Below are 19,166 nucleotides of genomic sequence, written 5' to 3' on the forward strand. Positions count from 1 at the left end.
GAGATGGAGAACCAAATGTCGGCGCGCTGATCCGTGTTACGCAGCGTTCCGTCCTGCCTGCGCGCTCACGAAGGTCAGTTTCAGACCAAGCGCCTCGGCCACTTTCATGATCGTTGCGAATTCGGGATTCCCTTCGCCGCTCAGGGCCTTGTAGAGAGCCTGTCGCGTCATACCGGCTTTCTCGGCAAGTCTCGTCATGTTCTGCGCACGCGCAATGACGCCAAGCGCATGAGCAATCTCCGCTGCGGTGCCATCTTCGCACGTCGCTGCCAGATATGCTTCGATTGCCTCTGGAGTGTCGAGATATTCGGCCCCGTCAAAGGCTGTGACTTTCATTGCCATATTGCCTTGTCCTTCCATTCCTTGGCGAGTTTTTTTGCGGCTGCGATGTCTCTGCTTTGCGTTCCTTTGTCGCCACCGCAAAGGAGCAGCACGCACAAGTTGCCTGCTTGGAGGAAATGATGCGATAGCCAGGACCATCGTCGATCCGCATTTCGCTTATGCCCTCGCCAACGGGCTTGACGTCTCCCGGATTGCCTACAGTCAGTCGGTCGATGCGCCGAACAATGCGGGCTTTTGCTTGCGCGTCGCGGAGGTCTTCGAGCCAGCGTTTGAATGTATCGGTTTCGAAACCTGCATCATGGTAACTGTAAACCATGGTTGACTATTGTCAAGGGGAGAAGCTGATTGCTTATCGTGCCTACTTGCCCAAGAACGCCGCTATCTGGCTGAAAACGCTGACGAACATTGCCTCGGTCAGCACGCCGGTATTGGTGTTGTAGCGTGAGCAGTGATAGCTCGAAAACAGCGTGACGCCACCGGCCGGCAGCTGCCCGCCATGCTTGAACGGGTAGGCGGCGACGCGCCCACCCAGTGCCCGCACGGTCGACTGGTGCGCGATCGATCCCAGTGCCAGCACGGCGCGCAAATTGGGGAACCGCGCGATCGTCGGCACCAGGAATGTCCGGCAGGTGGCAATCTCGGCGCCCACCGGCTTGTTCTCCGGCGGCACGCAGCGCACCGCGTTGGTGATCGCGGTGCCGACCAACTCCAATCCGTCGTCTGGCCGGGCCTTGAACTCTCCGCGCGCAAAACCGTGCGAAATCATCGTCGAGTAGAGCAGGTCGCCGGCATAGTCGCCGGTGAACGGGCGGCCCGTTCGATTGGCACCGCGAAGGCCAGGCGCCAGCCCGACGATCAGCAATTGAACTCCGGCGTCGCCCTCCGGCGGCAAAAAAGTCGGCACCGGCGCATTGAACCAGGACGGCTCGCGCTGCCGCCATTCGGCGATGAAGTCATGCAGCCGCGGGCAGAGCGGGCAATCGCGGCCGGGTCCGGAGGCGGAAAGGGCGGTCAAGGCGACTGGCCTCAGTAATCGTCCTCGTCGACTTCGGCCGGCTCGGGCCGCCGCACCGACCGCTCGGAGGGATCACGGCCGACCTCGTTCTTCAATGTCATCAGGTCGATGAAATGGTCGGCCTGGCGGCGCAGGTCGTCGGAGATCATCGGCGGCTGCGAGGCCATGGTCGAGACGATCGACACCTTGCGACCGCGCCGCTGCAACGCCTCGACCAGCGTGCGGAAGTCGCCGTCGCCGGAAAAGATGACGTAGTGGTCGACGACATCGGCGAGCTGCAGCGCATCGACCGCAAGCTCGATGTCCATATTGCCCTTGATCTTGCGGCGACCGGTCGAGTCGGTGAACTCCTTGGCCGGCTTGGTGACCACCTTGAAGCCATTATAGTCGAGCCAGTCGATCAACGGACGGATCGAGGAGTATTCCTGATCCTCGACCAGCGCCGTGTAATAATAGGCGCGCAACAGATAGCCGCGCTTCTGAAAGCTCGACAGGAGCTTGCGATAGTCGATGTCGAAGCCGAGTGCACGTGACGTTGCGTAAAGATTGGCGCCGTCGATGAATAGGGCGATTTTTTCACGAGGGTCGAACATGGAAAATATTCCTTCTCGAAATAAACGGCCGTCTAAACGAAATGCGATAGCGTTCGGTCAGGCTCATAATAAACCGGCTGACCTCCATGCCATCCGAGATAGCGCCAGTTTCGCGGCAATCCAAGGGTGCGTGCGGTACTGCAAGCAATTGTGATCGGGACACCGAACACATAACCACAGACAGGTTTTGCCAAATCGGGTGTTTGAACCAAGGTTTGGGCGCCATGCAGCCCGGCCATTGCCATGATGCTTGTATTTTGGCGGCGTTCGGGTTATGGACCGCGCCTGTTTTCCATCAAATCCATCGCATGAAAGGGGCAATCCATGGCCCGCGTAACCGTTGAAGATTGCATCGACAAGGTCGACAACCGCTTCGAGCTGGTGCTCTTGGCCGGCCACCGCGCCCGCCAGATCAGCCAGGGCGCGCCGATCACCGTGCCGCGTGACAACGACAAGAACCCGGTCGTGGCGCTGCGCGAGATCGCCGATGAGACGCTTTCGCCCGACGACCTCAAGGAAGATCTGATCCATTCGCTGCAGAAGCATGTCGAGGTCGACGAGCCCGAAGCCGACGGCGAGGCGATTGCCGATCAGACCGGCGCCGCCGTTGCGGCCACCGACGCCGATGACACCGAGGAGAACGTCACCTTCGACCGGATGACCGAGGAAGACCTCCTGGCCGGCATCGAGGGCCTGGTGCCGCCGGAAAAGAGCGACGACTACTAAGCCAGCGCTCTGGACCTGCCTGGAATACGTTTCCGGCACTTCCGTCCAGTCAGTTTCGTGGCTATCTATGGGATGCGCCGTACGCTAGTGCGGCGCATCAATCATTTCAGCACCGCGAGATCCCGCCCATGATGCGTCAGTATGAGCTTGTCGAGCGCGTCCAGCGCTACAAGCCTGACGTCAACGAGGCGTTGCTCAACAAGGCCTATGTCTATGCCATGCAGAAGCATGGCCACCAGAAGCGCGCTTCCGGCGACCCGTATTTCTCGCACCCGCTCGAAGTCGCCGCCATCCTCACCGAGATGCATATGGACGAGGCGACGATCGCGGTCGCCCTGCTGCACGACACGATCGAGGACACGACCGCCACACGGGCCGAGATCGACGATCTGTTCGGCCCCGAAATGGGCAAGCTGGTCGAGGGCCTGACCAAGCTGAAGAAGCTCGATCTCGTCTCGAAGAAGGCCGAGCAGGCGGAAAACCTGAGAAAGCTTCTGCTGGCGATTTCGGAAGATGTCCGCGTGCTGCTGGTCAAGCTCGCCGACCGTTTGCACAATATGCGCACCCTCGACCATATGCCGGAGGCCAAGCGCCTGCGCATCGCCGAGGAGACGATGGATATCTACGCGCCGCTGGCCGGGCGCATGGGCATGCAAGGCATGCGCGAGGAACTGGAGGAGATCGCCTTCCGCTTCATCAATCCGGAAGCCTATCGCGCCGTCACCGCACGGCTTGCCGAAATCTTCGAGCGCAACAAAGGCGTGCTGACGGACATTGAAAAGGCTCTGTCCACGCTGTTCGAGAAGCATGCGATCAACGCCGGCGTGAAGAGCCGGCAGAAGAAGCCGTGGTCGGTGTTCCGCAAGATGGAGGCCAAGGCACTGTCCTTCGAGCAGCTCTCGGATATTTTCGGCTTCCGCGTCGTCGTCGACACGGTCGAGGACTGTTACCGGGCGCTTGGCGCCATCCACACCGCGTGGTCGATGGTGCCGGGCCGCTTCAAGGACTACATCTCGACGCCGAAGCAGAACGATTATCGGTCGATCCACACCACCATTGTCGGCCCGTCGCGCCAGCGTGTCGAGCTGCAAATCCGCACCCGAGAGATGAACAAGATCGCCGAATACGGCGTCGCTGCCCATTCGATCTACAAGGACACCGGCGGCAAGACGAATGGCGCCGCCCACGCGATTTCAAAGGAAACCAACGCCTACGCCTGGCTGCGGCGCACCATCGAGCAGCTTGCCGAAGGCGACAATCCCGAGGATTTCCTCGAAAATACCAAGCTGGAACTGTTTCAGGACCAGGTGTTCTGCTTCACCCCGAAAGGCATGCTGATTGCGCTGCCGCGCGGCGCGACACCGATCGACTTCGCCTACGCGGTGCACACCGATGTCGGTGACACCTGCGTCGGTGCCAAGGTCAACGGCCGCATCATGCCGCTGATGACGGAACTGAAGAACGGCGATGAGGTCGAGATCATCCGCTCCAAGGCGCAGGTGCCGCCGGCGGCCTGGGAATCGGTCGTCGTCACCGGCAAGGCGCGCTCGGCCATCCGCCGTGCCACCAAGAACGCCATCCGCAAGCAATATTCGGGTCTCGGCATCCGCATCCTGGAGCGCGCCTTCGAGCGTGCCGGCAAGACCTTCACCAAGGAGAGCCTGAAGCAGGTGCTGCACAGGCTGGCGCGCAAGGACATCGAGGATGTGCTGGCCTCCGTCGGGCGCGGCGAGCTCGCCTCCACCGACGTCATGAAGGCGGTATTCCCCGACTACAAGGATGAGCGCGTCACCACGGCCGTCCCCAAGCCGCGCGAGGAGGGCTGGTCGAAAATCCGCAATGCCGCCGGCATGCTGTTCCAGATTCCGGGTCGCGCCGCGCGCAAGGACAAGGACCAGCCACGCGATGGCGCCGTGCCGATCCGCGGCGTGCGCGGCGATCTGCCGGTGCGCTTCGCGCCGGAAGGGGCAGTGCCTGGCGATCGCATCGTCGGCATCGTCCAGCCCGGCACCGGCATCACCATCTATCCGATCCAGTCGCCGGCGCTGCAGGCGTTCGACGATCAGCCCGAGCGCTGGATCGACGTGCGCTGGGACATCGACGAGCGCACCAAGGAACGCTTTCCGGCGCGCGTATCGGTCACCGCCATCAACGCGCCGGGGTCACTTGCCGATATAGCGCAGGTGGTTGCCTCGAACGACGCCAACATCCATACGCTGTCGATGGTGCGCACTGCTCCCGACTTCACCGAAATGCTGATCGATCTCGAAGTCTGGGATCTCAAGCACCTCAACCGGCTGCTGTCGCAGCTCAAGGACAATTCGAGCGTCAGCGACGCAAGACGCGTCAATGGCTAGACCATGCTCCGGTTTCGGACAAAGTCGTGGTCAATCAAAAAGAGGCAGACATGAACACCGATGAAGTGCTGGGCATTTTCCGCGAGGCGGGTGCTGTTCTGGAAGGGCATTTCATTTTGACCTCGGGCCTGCGCAGTCCGGTCTTCCTGCAGAAGGCGCGCGTGTTCATGCATGCCGACAAGACCGAGCTTCTGTGCAAGGCGTTGGCCGAGAAGATCCGCGCTGGCGTGCCAGGCAAGATCGATTATGTCGTCGGCCCGGCGATCGGAGGGCTGATCCCGGCCTATGAGACCTCGCGTCATCTGCGCGTGCCGGCGATCTGGGTCGAGCGGGAAGGCGGCAAGTTCCGCTTGCGCCGCTTCGAGATCGCCAGGGGCTCGCGTGTCGTCATCGTCGAGGACATCGTCACCACTGGCCTGTCGATCCGTGAGACCATCGAGTGCCTGCGCGATCTTGGCGCCGAGGTGGTGGCCGCGGCCTGCATCATTGATCGTTCGGCTGGCAAGACCGATGTCGGTGTGCCGCTCATCGCGCTTGCCGAGTATGAGGTCCCGGCCTATCCGGCCGACCGGCTGCCGCCGGAGCTTGCCGCCATCCCGGCGATCAAGCCCGGCAGCCGCAACATCTGACGGGGCATTTTTTCGCCCAACAGTGTGCGGCGGTTTTGGGGAAAGCGACATGCGTGAGACAGATTGGAAATGATCGCCGGCATCGATCATTTCGTGCTGACGGTCGCTTCGCTGGAAGTGACCTGTGAGTTTTACCAGCGCGTGCTGGGTTTTGAGCGCATCGACGCGGCGGATCGGCCGACGGCGCTGGCTTTCGGTACCCATAAGATCAATGTGCATGAGGTCGGCCGCACCTTCGAGCCCAAGGCGAAGTCGCCGACATCAGGATCAGGTGATTTCTGCCTGATCACCGACCGGCCACTGGATGAGGTCCGTGCCCGGCTCGCGGCCAATGGTGTGGCGGTGGAACTCGGCCCGGTCGAACGTGTCGGGGCTAGAGGTCCTATGATGTCGGTCTATTTCCGTGACCCAGACGGCAATCTGGTCGAGGTCAGCGAATACCTGCGGTAGCCGCCGGCGACGATGCGCCTTTCGGCGATGCGACTGCCGGTTCCCTAAATTCGCCGCGATTATCCGATGTTCGAAGCAAGACCTGCCGCCCCGAAGGGCGGCGACAAGCGCGGCGCACAGAAGGTGTTTGGTTGTTCTTGCGCCAGCGCGTCGTTATATAAGGTGGCGATTGCCATAGGGTGATCGTCAAGCGCAAGATGTGGCTGCCACGCCCGGCTGAAGGTGCCGTTGCGGGCGCTGTGGAACGGGAACAGAGTGCTTTTTCGACGCCGCAAGCCTGATGGCCTTTATGAGCGGGTGCGTACCTACCTTTGGCCGCGCCGCTCGTTTTCGCGCTCGCTTCAGTATTTTTCCAAGCGCATCCTGCGGCTGAAGGCCACACCGCATGCGGTTGCGGCCGGTGTTGCGGCCGGTGTCTTCGCTTCATTCTTTCCCGTCGGTTTCCATTTCATCATCGCTGCCCTCCTGTGCTGGGTGATCGCCGGCAATCTGGTGGCGGCCGCTTTCGGCGCGGTTTTTTTCGGCAACCCGCTGACCTTCCCGTTGCTATGGGGCGCGTCGTGGGAAACGGGCAAGCTCATCCTGCATGACCGCCTGCCGACGCATGGGCCGCCGGCACATCTGGGCGAGATGCTGCATAATCTCTCCTTCGCGCAATTGTGGAAACCGGTCCTCGAACCGATGCTGATCGGCGCGGTTCCGCTCGGGCTCGCCTTCGGGCTGCTGTTCTACGCCATCACGCGCTGGGGCATGAACGCTTTCCGCGAACAGCGGCGCAAGCGTCTGGCCGAGCGTGCAAGCCGGCATGCGCAATCGTCCCATCCCGGCGCAAGCATCGGTTCCACCGCGCGATGATCATCGGCATCGGCAGCGACCTGATCGACATCAGACGCATCGAAAAGTCGCTGGAGCGTCACGGCCAGCGCTTCATCCAGAGAATCTACACCGAGATCGAACAGGCCCGCTCCGAAAACCGGCAGGCGCGTGCTGCCTCCTATGCCAAGCGTTTCGCTGCCAAGGAGGCCTGCGCCAAGGCGCTGGGCACCGGTCTGGCGCAGGGCGTGTTCTGGCGCGACATGGGTGTCGTCAACCTGCCCAGTGGCGCGCCGACCATGGCGCTGACCGGAGGAGCGCAGGCCAGGCTGGACAAAATCCTGCCAAAAGACCATCGCGCGGCAATCCACCTCACCATCACGGATGATTTCCCGCTCGCTCAAGCCTTTGTGATCATCGAGGCGCTGCCCGTCGAAGAAGCGCCACATTGATTGCCTCTGACGACCGGCATTGACGTTGCCCAGCGCGCGCCGAGACTCTATACCATCCAACGCACAATCGAGGACGACATGAGCGTGGCTGAAAAATCCGAGAAGAAATCCGGCGGGCTTGGCGAGACCGTCAGCGTCATAGTCCAGGCGCTTTTGCTCGCCCTGGTCATCCGCACGCTGCTGTTCCAGCCTTTTTCGATCCCGTCGGGATCGATGCGGCCGACGCTTTTGGAAGGCGACTATCTGTTCGTCACCAAATGGTCCTATGGCTATTCGCGCTACTCGCTGCCTTTCGGACCCGATATTTTTTCAGGCCGCATCTGGGGCTCCGAGCCGAAGCGCGGCGACGTAGCGGTTTTCAAGTTCCCGCCTGATCCGTCCGTCGACTACATCAAGCGCGTTGTCGGCCTGCCGGGTGACAAGATCCAGGTCAAGGACGGCCAGCTGTTCATCAACGGCGTCGGCGTGCCCCGCGTGAAAACAGGCCAGATCGACAATCCCGACATCACCGAAGAATCGCGACCGATCGATGTGTATCGTGAGACCTTGCCCAACGGCGTCAGCTACGACACGCTCGACCTGAATTCGAACTCGATCGGCGACAACACCCGCGAATTCGACGTGCCGCCCGGCCACTATTTCATGATGGGCGACAACCGGGACAATTCCGCCGACAGCCGTTTCACCGTCGGCTACGTTCCCGCGGAAAATCTGGTTGGCCGCGCCAATCTTGTTTTCTTCTCGATCGCCGGCAAGGCGAGCCCTCTCGAAATCTGGAAATGGCCGTCGCTGATGCGCGCTTCGCGCCTGTTCCACTTCGTCAATTGATGGCTTTGAAGCGTCCGACAGGCGAAACCCTGGCCGGTTTGGTGAAGGCCAAGACCGGCCACGTCTTCAAGGATGTCCGTTTGCTCGAGACCGCCCTGACGCATTCCAGCGCGGTCAAGGCGGCCACCAACAACCAACGTCTTGAATTTCTTGGCGACCGCGTGCTCGGGCTTGTCGTCGCCGATATGCTTTTCGAGAAATTTCCCGATGCGCCGGAAGGTGAAATCGCGCCGCGCTTCAATGCGCTGGTCGATGCGCGGACATGCTCGGAAATCGGCATCGAAATGCAGCTCGAAGATCTGGTCCGCGCCGATTCTGCCTTGAAGATGCGGTCGCGTGGCTCGGGCGGAAACTATCTGGCGGATGCGGTAGAAGCCCTGATCGCGGCGGTTTACGTCGACGGTGGCATCGAGGCCGCGCGGCGGTTCGTCCTGCGCTACTGGGAACCGCGCTCGCATACGGTGATCGCAAAACCGCTCAATCCGAAATCCGATCTGCAGGAATGGATTGCCAAGGCCAGCGATGCGCGTCCCGAATATGTGATCGAGAAACGCGAAGGCCCGGACCACCAGCCCGTCTTCACCGTGTCCTTGCAGGTCCGCGGCTTTGCGCCGATAAGCGGTACTGGCGGCTCCCGCAGGGTTGCCGAAGAAGCGGCGGCTTCGGCATTTCTTTTGCGCGAAGGCGTCTGGGCCACCACGTCGGCCCAAAAATCGGAGCGCGCGCGCTCAAGTGAAGGGAGTGCGGCATGACCGCCACCGAAGAACTGGCAACGGAAGCTGCCCCCACGCATTCCGGTTTCGTTGCCCTGATCGGCGCGCCCAATGCGGGCAAGTCGACGCTGGTCAACCAATTGGTCGGCGCCAAGGTGTCGATCGTCACCCACAAGGTGCAGACGACCCGCGCCATCGTGCGCGGCATCGCCACGCATGACAATGCGCAGATCGTTTTCGTCGACACGCCCGGCATCTTCAAGCCGAAGCGGAGGCTCGACACGGCGATGGTGACCACCGCCTGGGGCGGGGCCAAGGACGCCGATATCGTGCTGCTTTTGATCGACGCCGAGCGCGGCATCAGGGGCGACGCCGACGCCATCCTCGAACGGCTGAAGGATGTGCGCCAGCCGATGGTGCTGATCCTCAACAAGGTCGACCGCGTCAAGCACGAAGCGCTGCTGGCTCTGTCGGCGGCAGCGAACGAAAGGGTGCCGTTCAAACGCACCTTCATGGTTTCGGCGCTGACCGGTTCCGGCTGCAAGGACGTTCTCGATTATCTGGCCGAGGCTCTGCCGGTTGGCCCGTGGTATTATCCGGAAGACCAGATCTCGGACCTGCCGATGCGCCAGCTCGCGGCCGAGATCACGCGCGAGAAGCTTTATCTCAGGCTGCATCAGGAATTGCCCTATTCCTCGCATATCGAGACCGAGAAATGGGAAGAGAAGCCGGATGGTTCGGTGCGCATCGACCAGACCATCTATGTCGAACGCGACAGCCAGAAGAAGATCGTGCTCGGCCACAAGGGCGAGACCATCCGCGCCATCGGCCAGGCGGCGCGCATGGAGATAGCAGGCATCCTCGAACAGAAGGTGCACCTGTTCCTGTTCGTCAAGGTGCGCGAGAACTGGGGCGATGATCCCGAGCGCTATCGCGAGATGGGGCTCGAGTTTCCGCGCTAGGATCGATGGACAGCAAGCCGAACATCGACATAGCGCTTGTCAGCCGATTGATCGCCACGCAGTTTCCCCGTTGGAAGGACCTTGCGGTCAGGCCCGTCGAGTTTGGCGGCTGGGACAACAGGACCTTCCATCTCGGCGACGAGATGACCGTGCGGCTGCCGAGTGCCGCGGCCTATTCCCTGCAGGTGGAAAAGGAACATCGCTGGCTGGAGAGGCTGGCGCCTCTGTTGCCGCTGCCGATTCCCGTGCCGCTGGCGATGGGGGTTCCGGCCGAAAACTATCCCTGGCATTGGTCCGTCTACCGCTGGATCGAAGGCGAGACAGCAAAGCGCGAGCGTATCGCCAGCCTGCCGCGATTCGCGACCGACCTGGCCATGTTCCTGGTCGCCCTGCAGCGGATCGATGCGACCGGTGGACCGGCGCCGGGACAGCACAATTTCTTTCGCGGCGGACCACTCAGCGTCTACGATGGCGAAACGTGGCAAGCGATTGCTGCTCTCGACGGCAAGATAGATACGGACGCCGCCAGTGCGGTGTGGGAGGCAGCACTTGCCGCACCATGGCACGGTGCGCCGGTCTGGTTCCACGGTGACGTCAGTTGGGGAAACCTGCTGGTCAGGCAAGGCCGATTGAGCGCGGTGATCGACTTCGGAACCTCCGGCGTCGGCGATCCCGCCTGCGATCTGGCGATCGCGTGGACGCTGTTGGAAGGCAAAAGCCGGGAGGCGTTTCGTGCCGGCCTTCCGGCCGACGAGGCGATGTGGGCGCGCGGTCGTGGCTGGACGCTCTGGAAGGCGCTGATCACGGTTGCCGGACAGATCGACGTCAACCCTGTCGAGGTTGAAAGATCCCGTCACGTGATCGATGAAGTGCTTGCCGATCACGCGCACGGCGCGTGAGGCGCCAAACGTTCAAGCCGCTCTCGCCCACCAGATCCTAATCCTGTCGCCGAACCATCCGCCTCGTATGGCGCGACCAGGGACATTCTGGCCGAGGCGATGCTTTTCCGGACCTATGCGTGCCCACCCGCCTGATCAAGGCGGGGGACTACATCGCCGGCGTCGCCAAGGTCGATTGAGAGGCGTCATGGAGGAATCGTCTTCAACGGCTGGCTGCTGTCACAATCGGCGACGCGACAGCGCTCCAGGGAGTTTCGATCGTCTTGGAAGAGCAGACAGGCTTGGAAGCGTCATCCCGCTTTCGCCTCGGTATCAGAGTAGATTTGGCGGATGAGCGTCATCCGCTGATAGAGGGGTGGCGGCAAGAGCCAGGTCGATTTCGGCGTAAATCAGGTAGATATTCCGCACTGTGCGGTAATTTTAGAAATATAGAACGTTAGAAATGTATTTAGCCACGTAAGTATCCGCATATATATTCAAAATATGACGTTGTGCCGATTGTGCCATTCGTGTTGGTAATAAGTGTTATTTGTGCAACACAGCACTAATCTGTTCATAGAACTAGAATTATTTCGGAAATGGTCATTGAAGGCAGATGATCGATGGGTATGTTCGCCGCTGAAAAGGGCGAGCGATGCGAGCCTTTTTCGTTGTGGGGGTGAGGCGGGAAAACATTGCCGCCAGCCACAAATCCGAAGCCATTTATAACTATGACTGGAGAGGTCAGAAAATGAACATCAAGAGCCTCCTTCTCGGCTCAGCCGCGGCCCTGATCGCGGTCAGCGGCGCACGCGCCGCCGACGCTGTCGTCGTCGCCGAACCGGAACCAGCCGAATACGTCAAGATCTGCGACGTCTACGGCGCCGGCTACTTCTATATTCCGGGCACCGAGACCTGCCTGCGCATCGGCGGCTATCTCCGCTACGACATGGGCGTCGGCGATTCCGGCGCGCTGGATGGCGCCAACAACGTTTCCGATCACATGGACGGCGATAGGAACGACACCTACTACAAGAACATGCGCTTCACGCTGAGGACTTATACCGGCCAGGAAACCGAACTCGGCACGTTGAAGACCTTTACCGAGACCCGCTTCCAGTTCGGCAACTCTTCCGGCGACTATACAGGTGGCGGCGCCGGCTGGCAGGCCGGCAACAAGACCACCACCCTGAACTTCGCCTGGATCCAGCTCGGTGGCCTGCGCGTCGGTAAGGATGAAACGGCATACGACCAGTTCATCGGTTACGCCGGCAACGTCATCCAGGACACGATCATCCCGTATGGCATCAAGGACACCAACGTCCTCCAGTACAATTTCGACGCGGGGAACGGCGTCACGGGCGTGGTCTCGCTCGAAGAAGGCACCGGCGTCAACACCATCGACAGCTATGTTCCGCATGTCGTCGGCGGTTTGAAGTACAAGGGCGACTGGGGTGCGATCACCGGCGTCGTGGCCTATGACAGCAACTATGAGGAAGTGGCCGGCAAGGTCCGACTGGACGTCAACGTCAGCAAGGAACTGACGCTGTTCGTCATGGGCGGCTACGGCACCAACGACAACATCAACGACTTCGGCACAGGCCGTACCCAGTACAAGCCATGGGGCGGAAACTGGGCGATCTGGGGCGGCGGCACCTACAAGTTCAACGACAAGACCTCGTTCAACGCCCAGGTCTCCTATGACGACTGGAAGAACCTCGCCGTCGCGGCCAACGTTGCCTACACCATCGTCCCCGGCTACACGATCACGGCCGAAGTCGATTACCTCAATGCAGGAAAATTCGACGACTTCGACTTCAACAACTGGACCAAGGCCGACAAGAAGAGCAGCGTCGGCGGCATCGTTCGCTTCCAGCGCAATTTCTAACGGATCGACTGACCTCACCAGCCCGCCCGCAGCATTTGCTGCGGGCGGTTTTTTATGTGCTGTTGCAAGAGTCGGTCCCGGCGCAAGCCGATACCTTGATTTCGCCACCCGATCGGTGAAAAGCTCCTGAAATGGAATGGCGCGACGAGGGAATCATTCTCGGCACCCGCAAGCATGGCGAAACCAGCGCCATTCTCGAGGTGTTGACGCGAGCGCATGGCCGTCATCTCGGCCTTGTTCGCGGCGGCCGTTCGCGCAAGCAGCAGCCCGTGCTCCAGCCCGGCAATCGCGTCGACCTGTTGTGGCGTGCGCGCCTTGATGAACATCTCGGCACGTTCCAGGCCGAGGCGATCGAGATGAACGCGGCCCGGTTGATGGACAGCGCCGTCGCCGTCTACGGCTTGCAGACCATGGCCGCGCATCTGCGCCTGCTGCCCGAGCGCGACGCGCATGAAGGTCTCTACGAAACGCTTGCCGTAATGATCGTCCATCTCGACGATGCCGATGTTGCCGGTGAACTGGTGGCGCGCTTCGAGCTTCTGGTGCTGGACGAACTCGGCTTCGGCCTCGATCTCAGCCAATGCGCCGCCACCGGCACGCGACAGGACCTGGCCTATGTCTCGCCGAAGTCGGGACGCGCGGTATCGCGCGAAGCCGGTTTGCCTTGGCGCGACAAGATGCTGACTCTGCCGGCTTTCCTGCAGCGCGGCTCCGGCCTGCGCGCCGATGCGGCAGCGGTCGAGGACGCCTTCCGGCTCACCGGCTTCTTCTTCAACCGCCATGTCTATGAGCCGCGCGGCTTCGAGCCGCCAGACGCTCGTACCGGCTTCCTCGCCGCCTTGCGCAAACATCACGCGCGCGGCAAGGCCATAGCTGGCGAGGACGCAGCCAGAGAAATCATCACATGAGCGAGGTCGAACTTTATCCTGGCCGGGTCTCACCGCTCGGCCTCGGCACCATTCCGCACGCCGACATCCTGAAATACACCGGTTTGGAATTGCTGCAGCGCATCGTCGACGGCAAGTATCCGGCGCCGCCGATTTCCTTTCAGCTGAATTTCACTCTCACCGAAGTCTCGGAAGGGCGCGCTGTCTTTCGTGGCATGCCGAGCGAGCGCCATCTCAATCCGCTGGGCAGCGTACATGGCGGCTGGGCGGCGACGCTGCTCGATTCGGCACTGGCCTGTGCCGTGCAGACGCTGCTCGAAAAAGGCGAGGCCTATACGACGGCGGAGTTCAAGGTGAATTTGACGCGTCCCATCACGCCGAGGACCGGCGAGGTGGTGTGCGAGGGCAGGGTTGTTCACAAGGGCCGCACGTTGGCGGTGTCGGAAGCGACGTTGAAGGATGCCGGCGGCAAGCTGCTGGCTTTCGGCACCGAAACATGCTCGATCTTTCCGGCCGCCAATCTGGCGGCGCGTTGACTGGCGGCGCATTGAGTTTTCCGAGCTTGGATTTTCTGGCCGCTTGGCCGCCGCATTTGAATGTCAGTACGACGGATGTCAGTGAAAACTGGCCTGGTTTGGGGGGACCGCCATGTTTGAAAGCCTGATCGGCCTTGTCGCCATCATCGCTTTGTTCGTCATCATTTCGCGCCAGCAGAGCCGCATCGGCCTTGTCGAGCGCGAGCTTGGCGCGCTGCGCAGCCTGGTCCTTTCCGGTGCCGTGCCGCCTGCGGCCCAGTCGTCCGAACAGGTGGACGACAACGCGCCCGCCGACATGGCTCCGGACGCAGCGGCTGCGACCGATATCGTTCCGCCGGAGGTAAGCGCATCAGTCACCGCCCCGGCGCCAGCCACGGACACGGAAGACTCGACCGGCGAGATCGTCTCCGGGCCGTGGACCGCTCCAGAACCGGCACCGAAGGCGGTGGATCCCGCGGAGCTTCCCGGAGCGGCGAAAGCCGCCCGCCAATCCGATGTCGAAACCGCGCTCGGAACCCGCTGGGCGGTCTGGGTTGGCGGCATCGCACTGGCGCTGGGCGGCCTGTTCCTGATCCGCTACACCATTGAAGCCGGCATTTTCGGTCCCGGCGTGCGGCTGGCCATGGCCGGCGTGCTCGGCCTGGTGCTGGTCGCCGGCGGCGAGTTCATCCGCCGCACCGGCTTCAAGGTGCCGGTGCAAGGGGCCGCCGGCGCTTATATTCCAGCAATCCTGACTGCTGCCGGTGCCTTCATCCTGTTCGGCACCGTCTATGCCGCGCATGGCATTTACGGCTTCATAGGCCCGGCACTCGCTTTCACGCTGCTCGGCGTCATCGGCGTGGCGACGATCGCGGCAGCCCTCGTCCATGGCCAGGCGCTGGCCGGCATCGGTCTCGTCGGTGCCATGGTGACGCCGGTGCTGGTCGCCTCGCAGGCGCCCAATCCCTGGGCGCTGTTCGGCTATCTCGCGATCGTGCTCGCCGCCACCGGCGTCATCGCCCGCATGCGCGCCTGGACGTCGCTGATGGCGGCGGCCTTTTTCGGCACCGGTGTCTGGACCATCCTTTACATGACCGATGCGCGGGGGGCGAACCTCTCCGCCATCCTGTTCATCGACGCCGTCACGCTGGCTGTGCTGGCCCTTGTCTGGCTCGCTCGCCGTGGCGATGAAACCGGGCCGGCCAGGGTTTTCGACTGGCCGTCTATCGTGCCTGGCTTGTTCATCGCATTCTCGGCGCTTGGCCTGTCGGTCGACCCGGTCTTTGCAGCCGCCGGCGATGCCTTGCCGGGCGCGGTGGTGATCGCCGCAATGGTGGCTGTCGCGCTTTATCGTCCGCTGGCGCTGCCGTTCCTCTATGCCGCGGGACTGGTCATGGTGCTGATCTATCTCGGCATCATCCCGCCAACCTCGATCGCTTCCGATTTTTCGGGCGGTGCCCTGGGCGTCGACGGACTGCCGGTGGCCACGTCCAACGCGCTGACCTTGCGCATCGGCATCGTACTTGGCCTGGTTTTCATCGGCGCCGGCTTCTGGGCCGCACGCCGGTTCGCCGCCGGCACGCAGATCCGCGCGGCCTCATGGGCAGCGTGGGGCGTCATCGTCCCGCTGGTCGTCCTGCTGGCGCTCTGGTTCACTTTCGGCAATCTCGACCGTGACTTTGTCTACGCTGCCGCGGCGGCACTGCTGGTCGTCATTTTCGCCGCCGGTGGCGGGTGGATCGCGCGGGCCGAGGAGCCGCCGCTCAAGGGCGGTGTCGCGGTGTCGTTTGCCCTGGGCGGCGCGGCCATCGCCGGGCTCCTGCTCATGCATATGGCTTTCGATTCCGGCTGGACCACCATCCTGCTCGGTGCGGCGGCCATCGTGCCGGCGCTGGCCACGCGCCGGCGCGCCTATCCGGTGCTCGGCTGGATTTCGGTCGGCGCTGTGATCGCGGTGCTTGGCCGCGTCGCTTTCGACCCGACCATTGTCGGCGCCGGGTTCCTGTCGAGGACACCGGTCTTCAACTGGCTGTTGCCCGGCTACGGCGTGCCGGCGCTGGCCTTCGGCTTCGCCGCCTGGCAGCTCGCCCGCAGCACGAATGGCCGGCCGCGCCTTGCCATGGAGGCGGCTGCGGCGCTGTTTGCGCTGCTCACGCTCGCCATGCTGGTGCGCCACGCCATGCACGGCGGCGTCATCGACACGGGTGCCATGACGCTCGCCGAACAGTCGATCTACACGCTGATCGCCATTGGCGCCGGCGCCATCCTGGTCGCCATCGACATGCGCTCGCCAAGCTCGGTGCTGCGCTATGGTTCGATGGCCGCCGGTGTGGCCTCGGTCGCCTTCATCGTTGTCAGGCATTTCGTCTTGCTGAACCCATTGTTCACCGACGAATCGACCGGCCGCATCCCGGTGTTCAACCTGTTGTTCCTCGCCTATCTCTTGCCAGCGGTCGCCGTTGGCGCGCTGGCGCTCTACACCAGGGACAAGCGGCCGAAATGGTATGCGCAGATGTTGGCTGTGGTGGCTGCCGCGCTTGCCTTCGCCTATGCCACGCTCTCGGTGAGGCGTCTGTTCAAGGGCGAGTTCATCGGCTTGTGGAGCGGCCTCGGCCAGCTGGAAACCTACACCTACTCGGCGCTTTGGCTGGTCATCGGTGTGGCGCTGCTCACCGCCGGCGTCTGGCTGAAGTCGCAGGTGCTGCGAATTGCCTCGGCCGCGCTGATCGCGATCGCCGTGCTGAAAGTCTTCATCTTCGACATGTCGGAGTTGGAGGGAGTGCTCAGGGCGCTGTCCTTCATCGGCCTCGGCGCGGTGCTGATCGGCATCGGACTGTTTTATCAGCGGCTGCTGACGCGGGCGGCGAAGGAGGGATGACACGCTTGCTTCCGTGAACAGTTCTTACCGGTTCATGGACCGCCTATTCGCTATTTTCGGATGGTGCCACGCACGCGGCGTTGTACGACTGCCTCTTTGATGAGGCCCGCGATCTTGCGGACAAACGCCGGGCTGAAGGAACCTATTGGCTTCGTCGTGACCAGATCATAAGCTTCGTCGACTTGTACGCGGTTGTACTCGTCTAGAATCAGCCACGACGGAAATCGAGCCCACCTCTGCGGCACTCGATTTCGCTCACGGCAACATGCGTGTGGGACTGGTCGGGCTTTTGCGAAGTGAGCGGAAACAAGAAGAGTGCGGCAGGCGTTGCCGGCGTTCTAACCACAATGCAGACGGGCCGCGCCTTGCGGCCGGACTCCTCGCCGACATCAGCCTGCCGCGCCCATAGATAGTAGTATCGAAGCAAATCGCCGGGCTTAAGCATCCGGCTTGTCGCCGGTTGTGATGGCCTCCAATCCGGACATGAGTTCATCGTGGATCTCGTCCGGCGCGTCCTCAAGCGTGTAGGCTACGGCATGAGGCGAACTGACGAGCTGCCGGTATTGGGTGGCTGACAGGATGATCAGCTTCTCCTTGCCACGTTTCGTGAGAGCGACAGGCTCGATCATTGCCGTTTCGAGAATTTCGCCGGACGCCCGGTTCATGTCTGAAAAGGTGAACTGCTTCATCGGGTGGTCCTCATATGTATTTCACCTATTGTGCATATTTTACGTATCTAAGCAATCGATTTGCCGCTGCCTTCCGGTCGGGAATAAATCGGCACCAGCCAGCGTTATCTCATTGCTTGGGTGACCGGAGCGGCGGACCGCTTCGCGCTGGCCGCTTGCGCCGCGCCCGGAAGGCGCGTTCAATCGGATCAACAAGGGCGACCTCGAAAACCAGCGGTCATGGACGAAAAGAAGGCAGCAATCCTTGGCGAAATACCGCGCCTGCGCCGATACGCACGCTCGCTTTTGCGCGACCGCGACGCAGCCGACGACCTTGTTCAGGATTGCCTCGAGCGGGCGCTTGTGCGGCTCGACAATTGGCAGACAGGAGAAAGCCCCAGGAGGTGGCTGTTTACGATCATGCATCATTTGTTCATCGATCAGATGCGCAAGGTGAACCGCCGCGGCGAGGCGGCGATGCTGCCGCTGGAGGCGGGCGAGGCCGTTGCCCAGCCGGCCGAGCAGATGGAGAGCATTGCCTCGCGCGAGATCATCGACGCATTGCAGGCGATCAGCCCCGACCGTCGCGCAGCCCTTGTCATGGTTGCCATCGAAGGTTTTTCCTATGCCGAAGCCGCCAACATTCTGGGCGTGCCTGCGGGCACGCTGATGTCGCGCATTGCGCGCGGGCGTGAGGAATTGCGCGGGTTGCTGGACGACACGGCGCGCCGCCGGGCGATAAGGATCGTCGAGAAATGATCCGCCGCGACTTTTCCGAACGTGACATCCACATGGCGCTCGATGGCGAGCTGCCCGGCGATGAGCGCTCGGCCTACGATGCCTGGCTCGACGCCAATCCCGAAATGAAGGCCAAGAGCGCCCGTTTCACCGCCGACCGAGCGGCGCTGCGTGCCGCCTTCGCCGACGTGCTGGACGAAGCCGTGCCTGCGCGGTTGCGCAAGGTCGTGCTTGGCGAGGTGCCGGTCAAGGCATCTGTGCCACGCTCACGCTGGTGGCTTGCCGCTGCTGCCGCCGTGCTTCTGGTCACTGGCGGACTTGGTGGCTACTTTGCCGGCATCGATGGCATCGGCCAGGAGGACCCGGCGGAAGATCGGCTGGCCGAGCAGGCAATCGCGGCCCATGTCATCTATGCCGCCGAAAAGCGGCATGCCGTCGAGGTGCCGGCCAGCGACAAGGACCATCTGCAGACTTGGCTGTCCAACCGGGTAGGGCTGAAGCTGGTGGCGCCGGACCTGACCGCCGACGGATTCCAGCTGGTGGGCGGCCGGCTGTTGCCGGCAGGCGAGAGCAAGGCCGCCATGCTGCTTTACGAGGACGGCAATGGGCAGCGTATCTCGCTGTTCGTCACCACCGAATCGACCGAGAATGCCAAGGGCACCTACGCCGCCGCGCAAGACGGACCCGAGGCCGTCTACTGGCTGGACAAGGGCTATGGCTGTGCCGTGGTCGGCTCCTTGCCGCGCGAGCGGTTGGCCGAGGTCGCGAGGAGCGCCTACACGCAACTTGTAAACGGGCTGGCAAGCTGAACGGCATCGCTTTTGCCGGTGCCGT

Annotated in this window: 20 protein-coding genes and 1 pseudogene; 16 read left to right on the forward strand and 5 right to left on the reverse strand. The window is 62.3% G+C overall.

The window, feature by feature from the left end:
- Positions 1-36: 36 nt before the first annotated feature.
- The 4 genes and pseudogenes from NKJ00_RS19370 to NKJ00_RS19385 all read right to left on the reverse strand — a co-directional run bounded on the left by NKJ00_RS19370 (position 37) and on the right by NKJ00_RS19385 (position 1,950).
- Positions 37-342: an addiction module antidote protein gene (locus tag NKJ00_RS19370; protein WP_023812859.1), complete on the reverse strand. Its 306-nt coding sequence runs from the start codon at positions 340-342 to the stop codon at positions 37-39.
- A pseudogene (locus NKJ00_RS19375) lies at positions 333-658 on the reverse strand (type II toxin-antitoxin system RelE/ParE family toxin). Before NKJ00_RS19375 ends, NKJ00_RS19370 begins: the two are co-directional and overlap by 10 nt.
- Before the next feature lie 42 nt (positions 659-700).
- Positions 701-1,357: a uracil-DNA glycosylase gene (locus NKJ00_RS19380; RefSeq protein ID WP_352630827.1), complete on the reverse strand. Its 657-nt coding sequence runs from the start codon at positions 1,355-1,357 to the stop codon at positions 701-703.
- An 11-nt stretch (positions 1,358-1,368) separates the two neighbouring features.
- Positions 1,369-1,950 (reverse strand): LabA-like NYN domain-containing protein, encoded by a 582-nt coding sequence (locus NKJ00_RS19385; protein WP_023812862.1) that lies wholly within the window; start codon positions 1,948-1,950, stop codon positions 1,369-1,371.
- Between the two features lie 324 nt (positions 1,951-2,274).
- Here NKJ00_RS19385 and rpoZ point away from each other — a divergent pair, with 324 nt between their 5' ends.
- The 14 genes from rpoZ to NKJ00_RS19455 all read left to right on the forward strand — a co-directional run bounded on the left by rpoZ (position 2,275) and on the right by NKJ00_RS19455 (position 16,926).
- Positions 2,275-2,676, forward strand: a complete 402-nt coding sequence (rpoZ, locus tag NKJ00_RS19390) for a DNA-directed RNA polymerase subunit omega (RefSeq protein ID WP_023812863.1) — start codon at positions 2,275-2,277, stop codon at positions 2,674-2,676.
- A gap of 128 nt (positions 2,677-2,804) precedes the next feature.
- Positions 2,805-5,033, forward strand: coding sequence for a RelA/SpoT family protein (locus NKJ00_RS19395; protein WP_023812864.1), 2,229 nt, complete (start codon positions 2,805-2,807; stop codon positions 5,031-5,033).
- A gap of 50 nt (positions 5,034-5,083) precedes the next feature.
- On the forward strand, positions 5,084-5,662 hold the full coding sequence (gene pyrE / locus NKJ00_RS19400) for an orotate phosphoribosyltransferase (RefSeq protein WP_127289373.1): 579 nt from the start codon (positions 5,084-5,086) through the stop codon (positions 5,660-5,662).
- A gap of 69 nt (positions 5,663-5,731) precedes the next feature.
- On the forward strand, positions 5,732-6,112 hold the full coding sequence (locus tag NKJ00_RS19405) for a VOC family protein (protein WP_352630857.1): 381 nt from the start codon (positions 5,732-5,734) through the stop codon (positions 6,110-6,112).
- A gap of 255 nt (positions 6,113-6,367) precedes the next feature.
- The gene (locus NKJ00_RS19410) at positions 6,368-6,967 is read left to right on the forward strand and encodes a DUF2062 domain-containing protein (RefSeq protein WP_352630829.1); all 600 of its coding nucleotides are present in this window, start codon (positions 6,368-6,370) and stop codon (positions 6,965-6,967) included.
- On the forward strand, positions 6,964-7,377 hold the full coding sequence (gene acpS / locus NKJ00_RS19415; RefSeq protein ID WP_128303037.1) for a holo-ACP synthase: 414 nt from the start codon (positions 6,964-6,966) through the stop codon (positions 7,375-7,377). Before NKJ00_RS19410 ends, acpS begins: the two co-directional genes overlap by 4 nt.
- 78 nt (positions 7,378-7,455) lie before the next feature.
- Positions 7,456-8,205, forward strand: a complete 750-nt coding sequence (lepB, locus tag NKJ00_RS19420) for a signal peptidase I (RefSeq protein WP_013532585.1) — start codon at positions 7,456-7,458, stop codon at positions 8,203-8,205.
- The gene (rnc, locus tag NKJ00_RS19425; protein WP_128303083.1) at positions 8,205-8,957 is read left to right on the forward strand and encodes a ribonuclease III; all 753 of its coding nucleotides are present in this window, start codon (positions 8,205-8,207) and stop codon (positions 8,955-8,957) included. The genes lepB and rnc overlap by 1 nt, the downstream gene beginning before the upstream one ends.
- Positions 8,954-9,880, forward strand: coding sequence for a GTPase Era (era, locus tag NKJ00_RS19430; RefSeq protein WP_352630831.1), 927 nt, complete (start codon positions 8,954-8,956; stop codon positions 9,878-9,880). Before rnc ends, era begins: the two co-directional genes overlap by 4 nt.
- 5 nt (positions 9,881-9,885) lie before the next feature.
- The gene (locus NKJ00_RS19435) at positions 9,886-10,779 is read left to right on the forward strand and encodes an aminoglycoside phosphotransferase family protein (RefSeq protein ID WP_352630834.1); all 894 of its coding nucleotides are present in this window, start codon (positions 9,886-9,888) and stop codon (positions 10,777-10,779) included.
- A gap of 730 nt (positions 10,780-11,509) precedes the next feature.
- Positions 11,510-12,646 (forward strand): porin, encoded by a 1,137-nt coding sequence (locus tag NKJ00_RS19440; protein ID WP_352630836.1) that lies wholly within the window; start codon positions 11,510-11,512, stop codon positions 12,644-12,646.
- Between the two features lie 131 nt (positions 12,647-12,777).
- Positions 12,778-13,554, forward strand: a complete 777-nt coding sequence (gene recO / locus NKJ00_RS19445) for a DNA repair protein RecO (RefSeq protein ID WP_352630838.1) — start codon at positions 12,778-12,780, stop codon at positions 13,552-13,554.
- Positions 13,551-14,069: a PaaI family thioesterase gene (locus tag NKJ00_RS19450; RefSeq protein ID WP_023812876.1), complete on the forward strand. Its 519-nt coding sequence runs from the start codon at positions 13,551-13,553 to the stop codon at positions 14,067-14,069. The genes recO and NKJ00_RS19450 overlap by 4 nt, the downstream gene beginning before the upstream one ends.
- Before the next feature lie 112 nt (positions 14,070-14,181).
- Positions 14,182-16,926: a DUF2339 domain-containing protein gene (locus tag NKJ00_RS19455; RefSeq protein WP_352630840.1), complete on the forward strand. Its 2,745-nt coding sequence runs from the start codon at positions 14,182-14,184 to the stop codon at positions 16,924-16,926.
- Between the two features lie 437 nt (positions 16,927-17,363).
- On the opposite strand, the gene NKJ00_RS19460 is transcribed toward NKJ00_RS19455, so the two are convergent.
- Positions 17,364-17,615, reverse strand: coding sequence for a type II toxin-antitoxin system Phd/YefM family antitoxin (locus tag NKJ00_RS19460; RefSeq protein ID WP_023812878.1), 252 nt, complete (start codon positions 17,613-17,615; stop codon positions 17,364-17,366).
- A gap of 219 nt (positions 17,616-17,834) precedes the next feature.
- Here NKJ00_RS19460 and NKJ00_RS19465 point away from each other — a divergent pair, with 219 nt between their 5' ends.
- Together NKJ00_RS19465 and NKJ00_RS19470 are read left to right on the forward strand one after the other, a co-directional pair.
- Positions 17,835-18,353: an RNA polymerase sigma factor gene (locus NKJ00_RS19465; protein WP_023812879.1), complete on the forward strand. Its 519-nt coding sequence runs from the start codon at positions 17,835-17,837 to the stop codon at positions 18,351-18,353.
- Positions 18,350-19,141 carry an anti-sigma factor family protein gene (locus tag NKJ00_RS19470; RefSeq protein ID WP_352443177.1) on the forward strand — a complete coding sequence of 264 codons (792 nt, stop codon included), beginning with the start codon at positions 18,350-18,352 and terminating at the stop codon, positions 19,139-19,141. The genes NKJ00_RS19465 and NKJ00_RS19470 overlap by 4 nt, the downstream gene beginning before the upstream one ends.
- Positions 19,142-19,166 lie beyond the last annotated feature (25 nt).

Source organism: Mesorhizobium sp. M0227, from assembly GCF_040321855.1.
Lineage (GTDB): Bacteria > Pseudomonadota > Alphaproteobacteria > Rhizobiales > Rhizobiaceae > Mesorhizobium.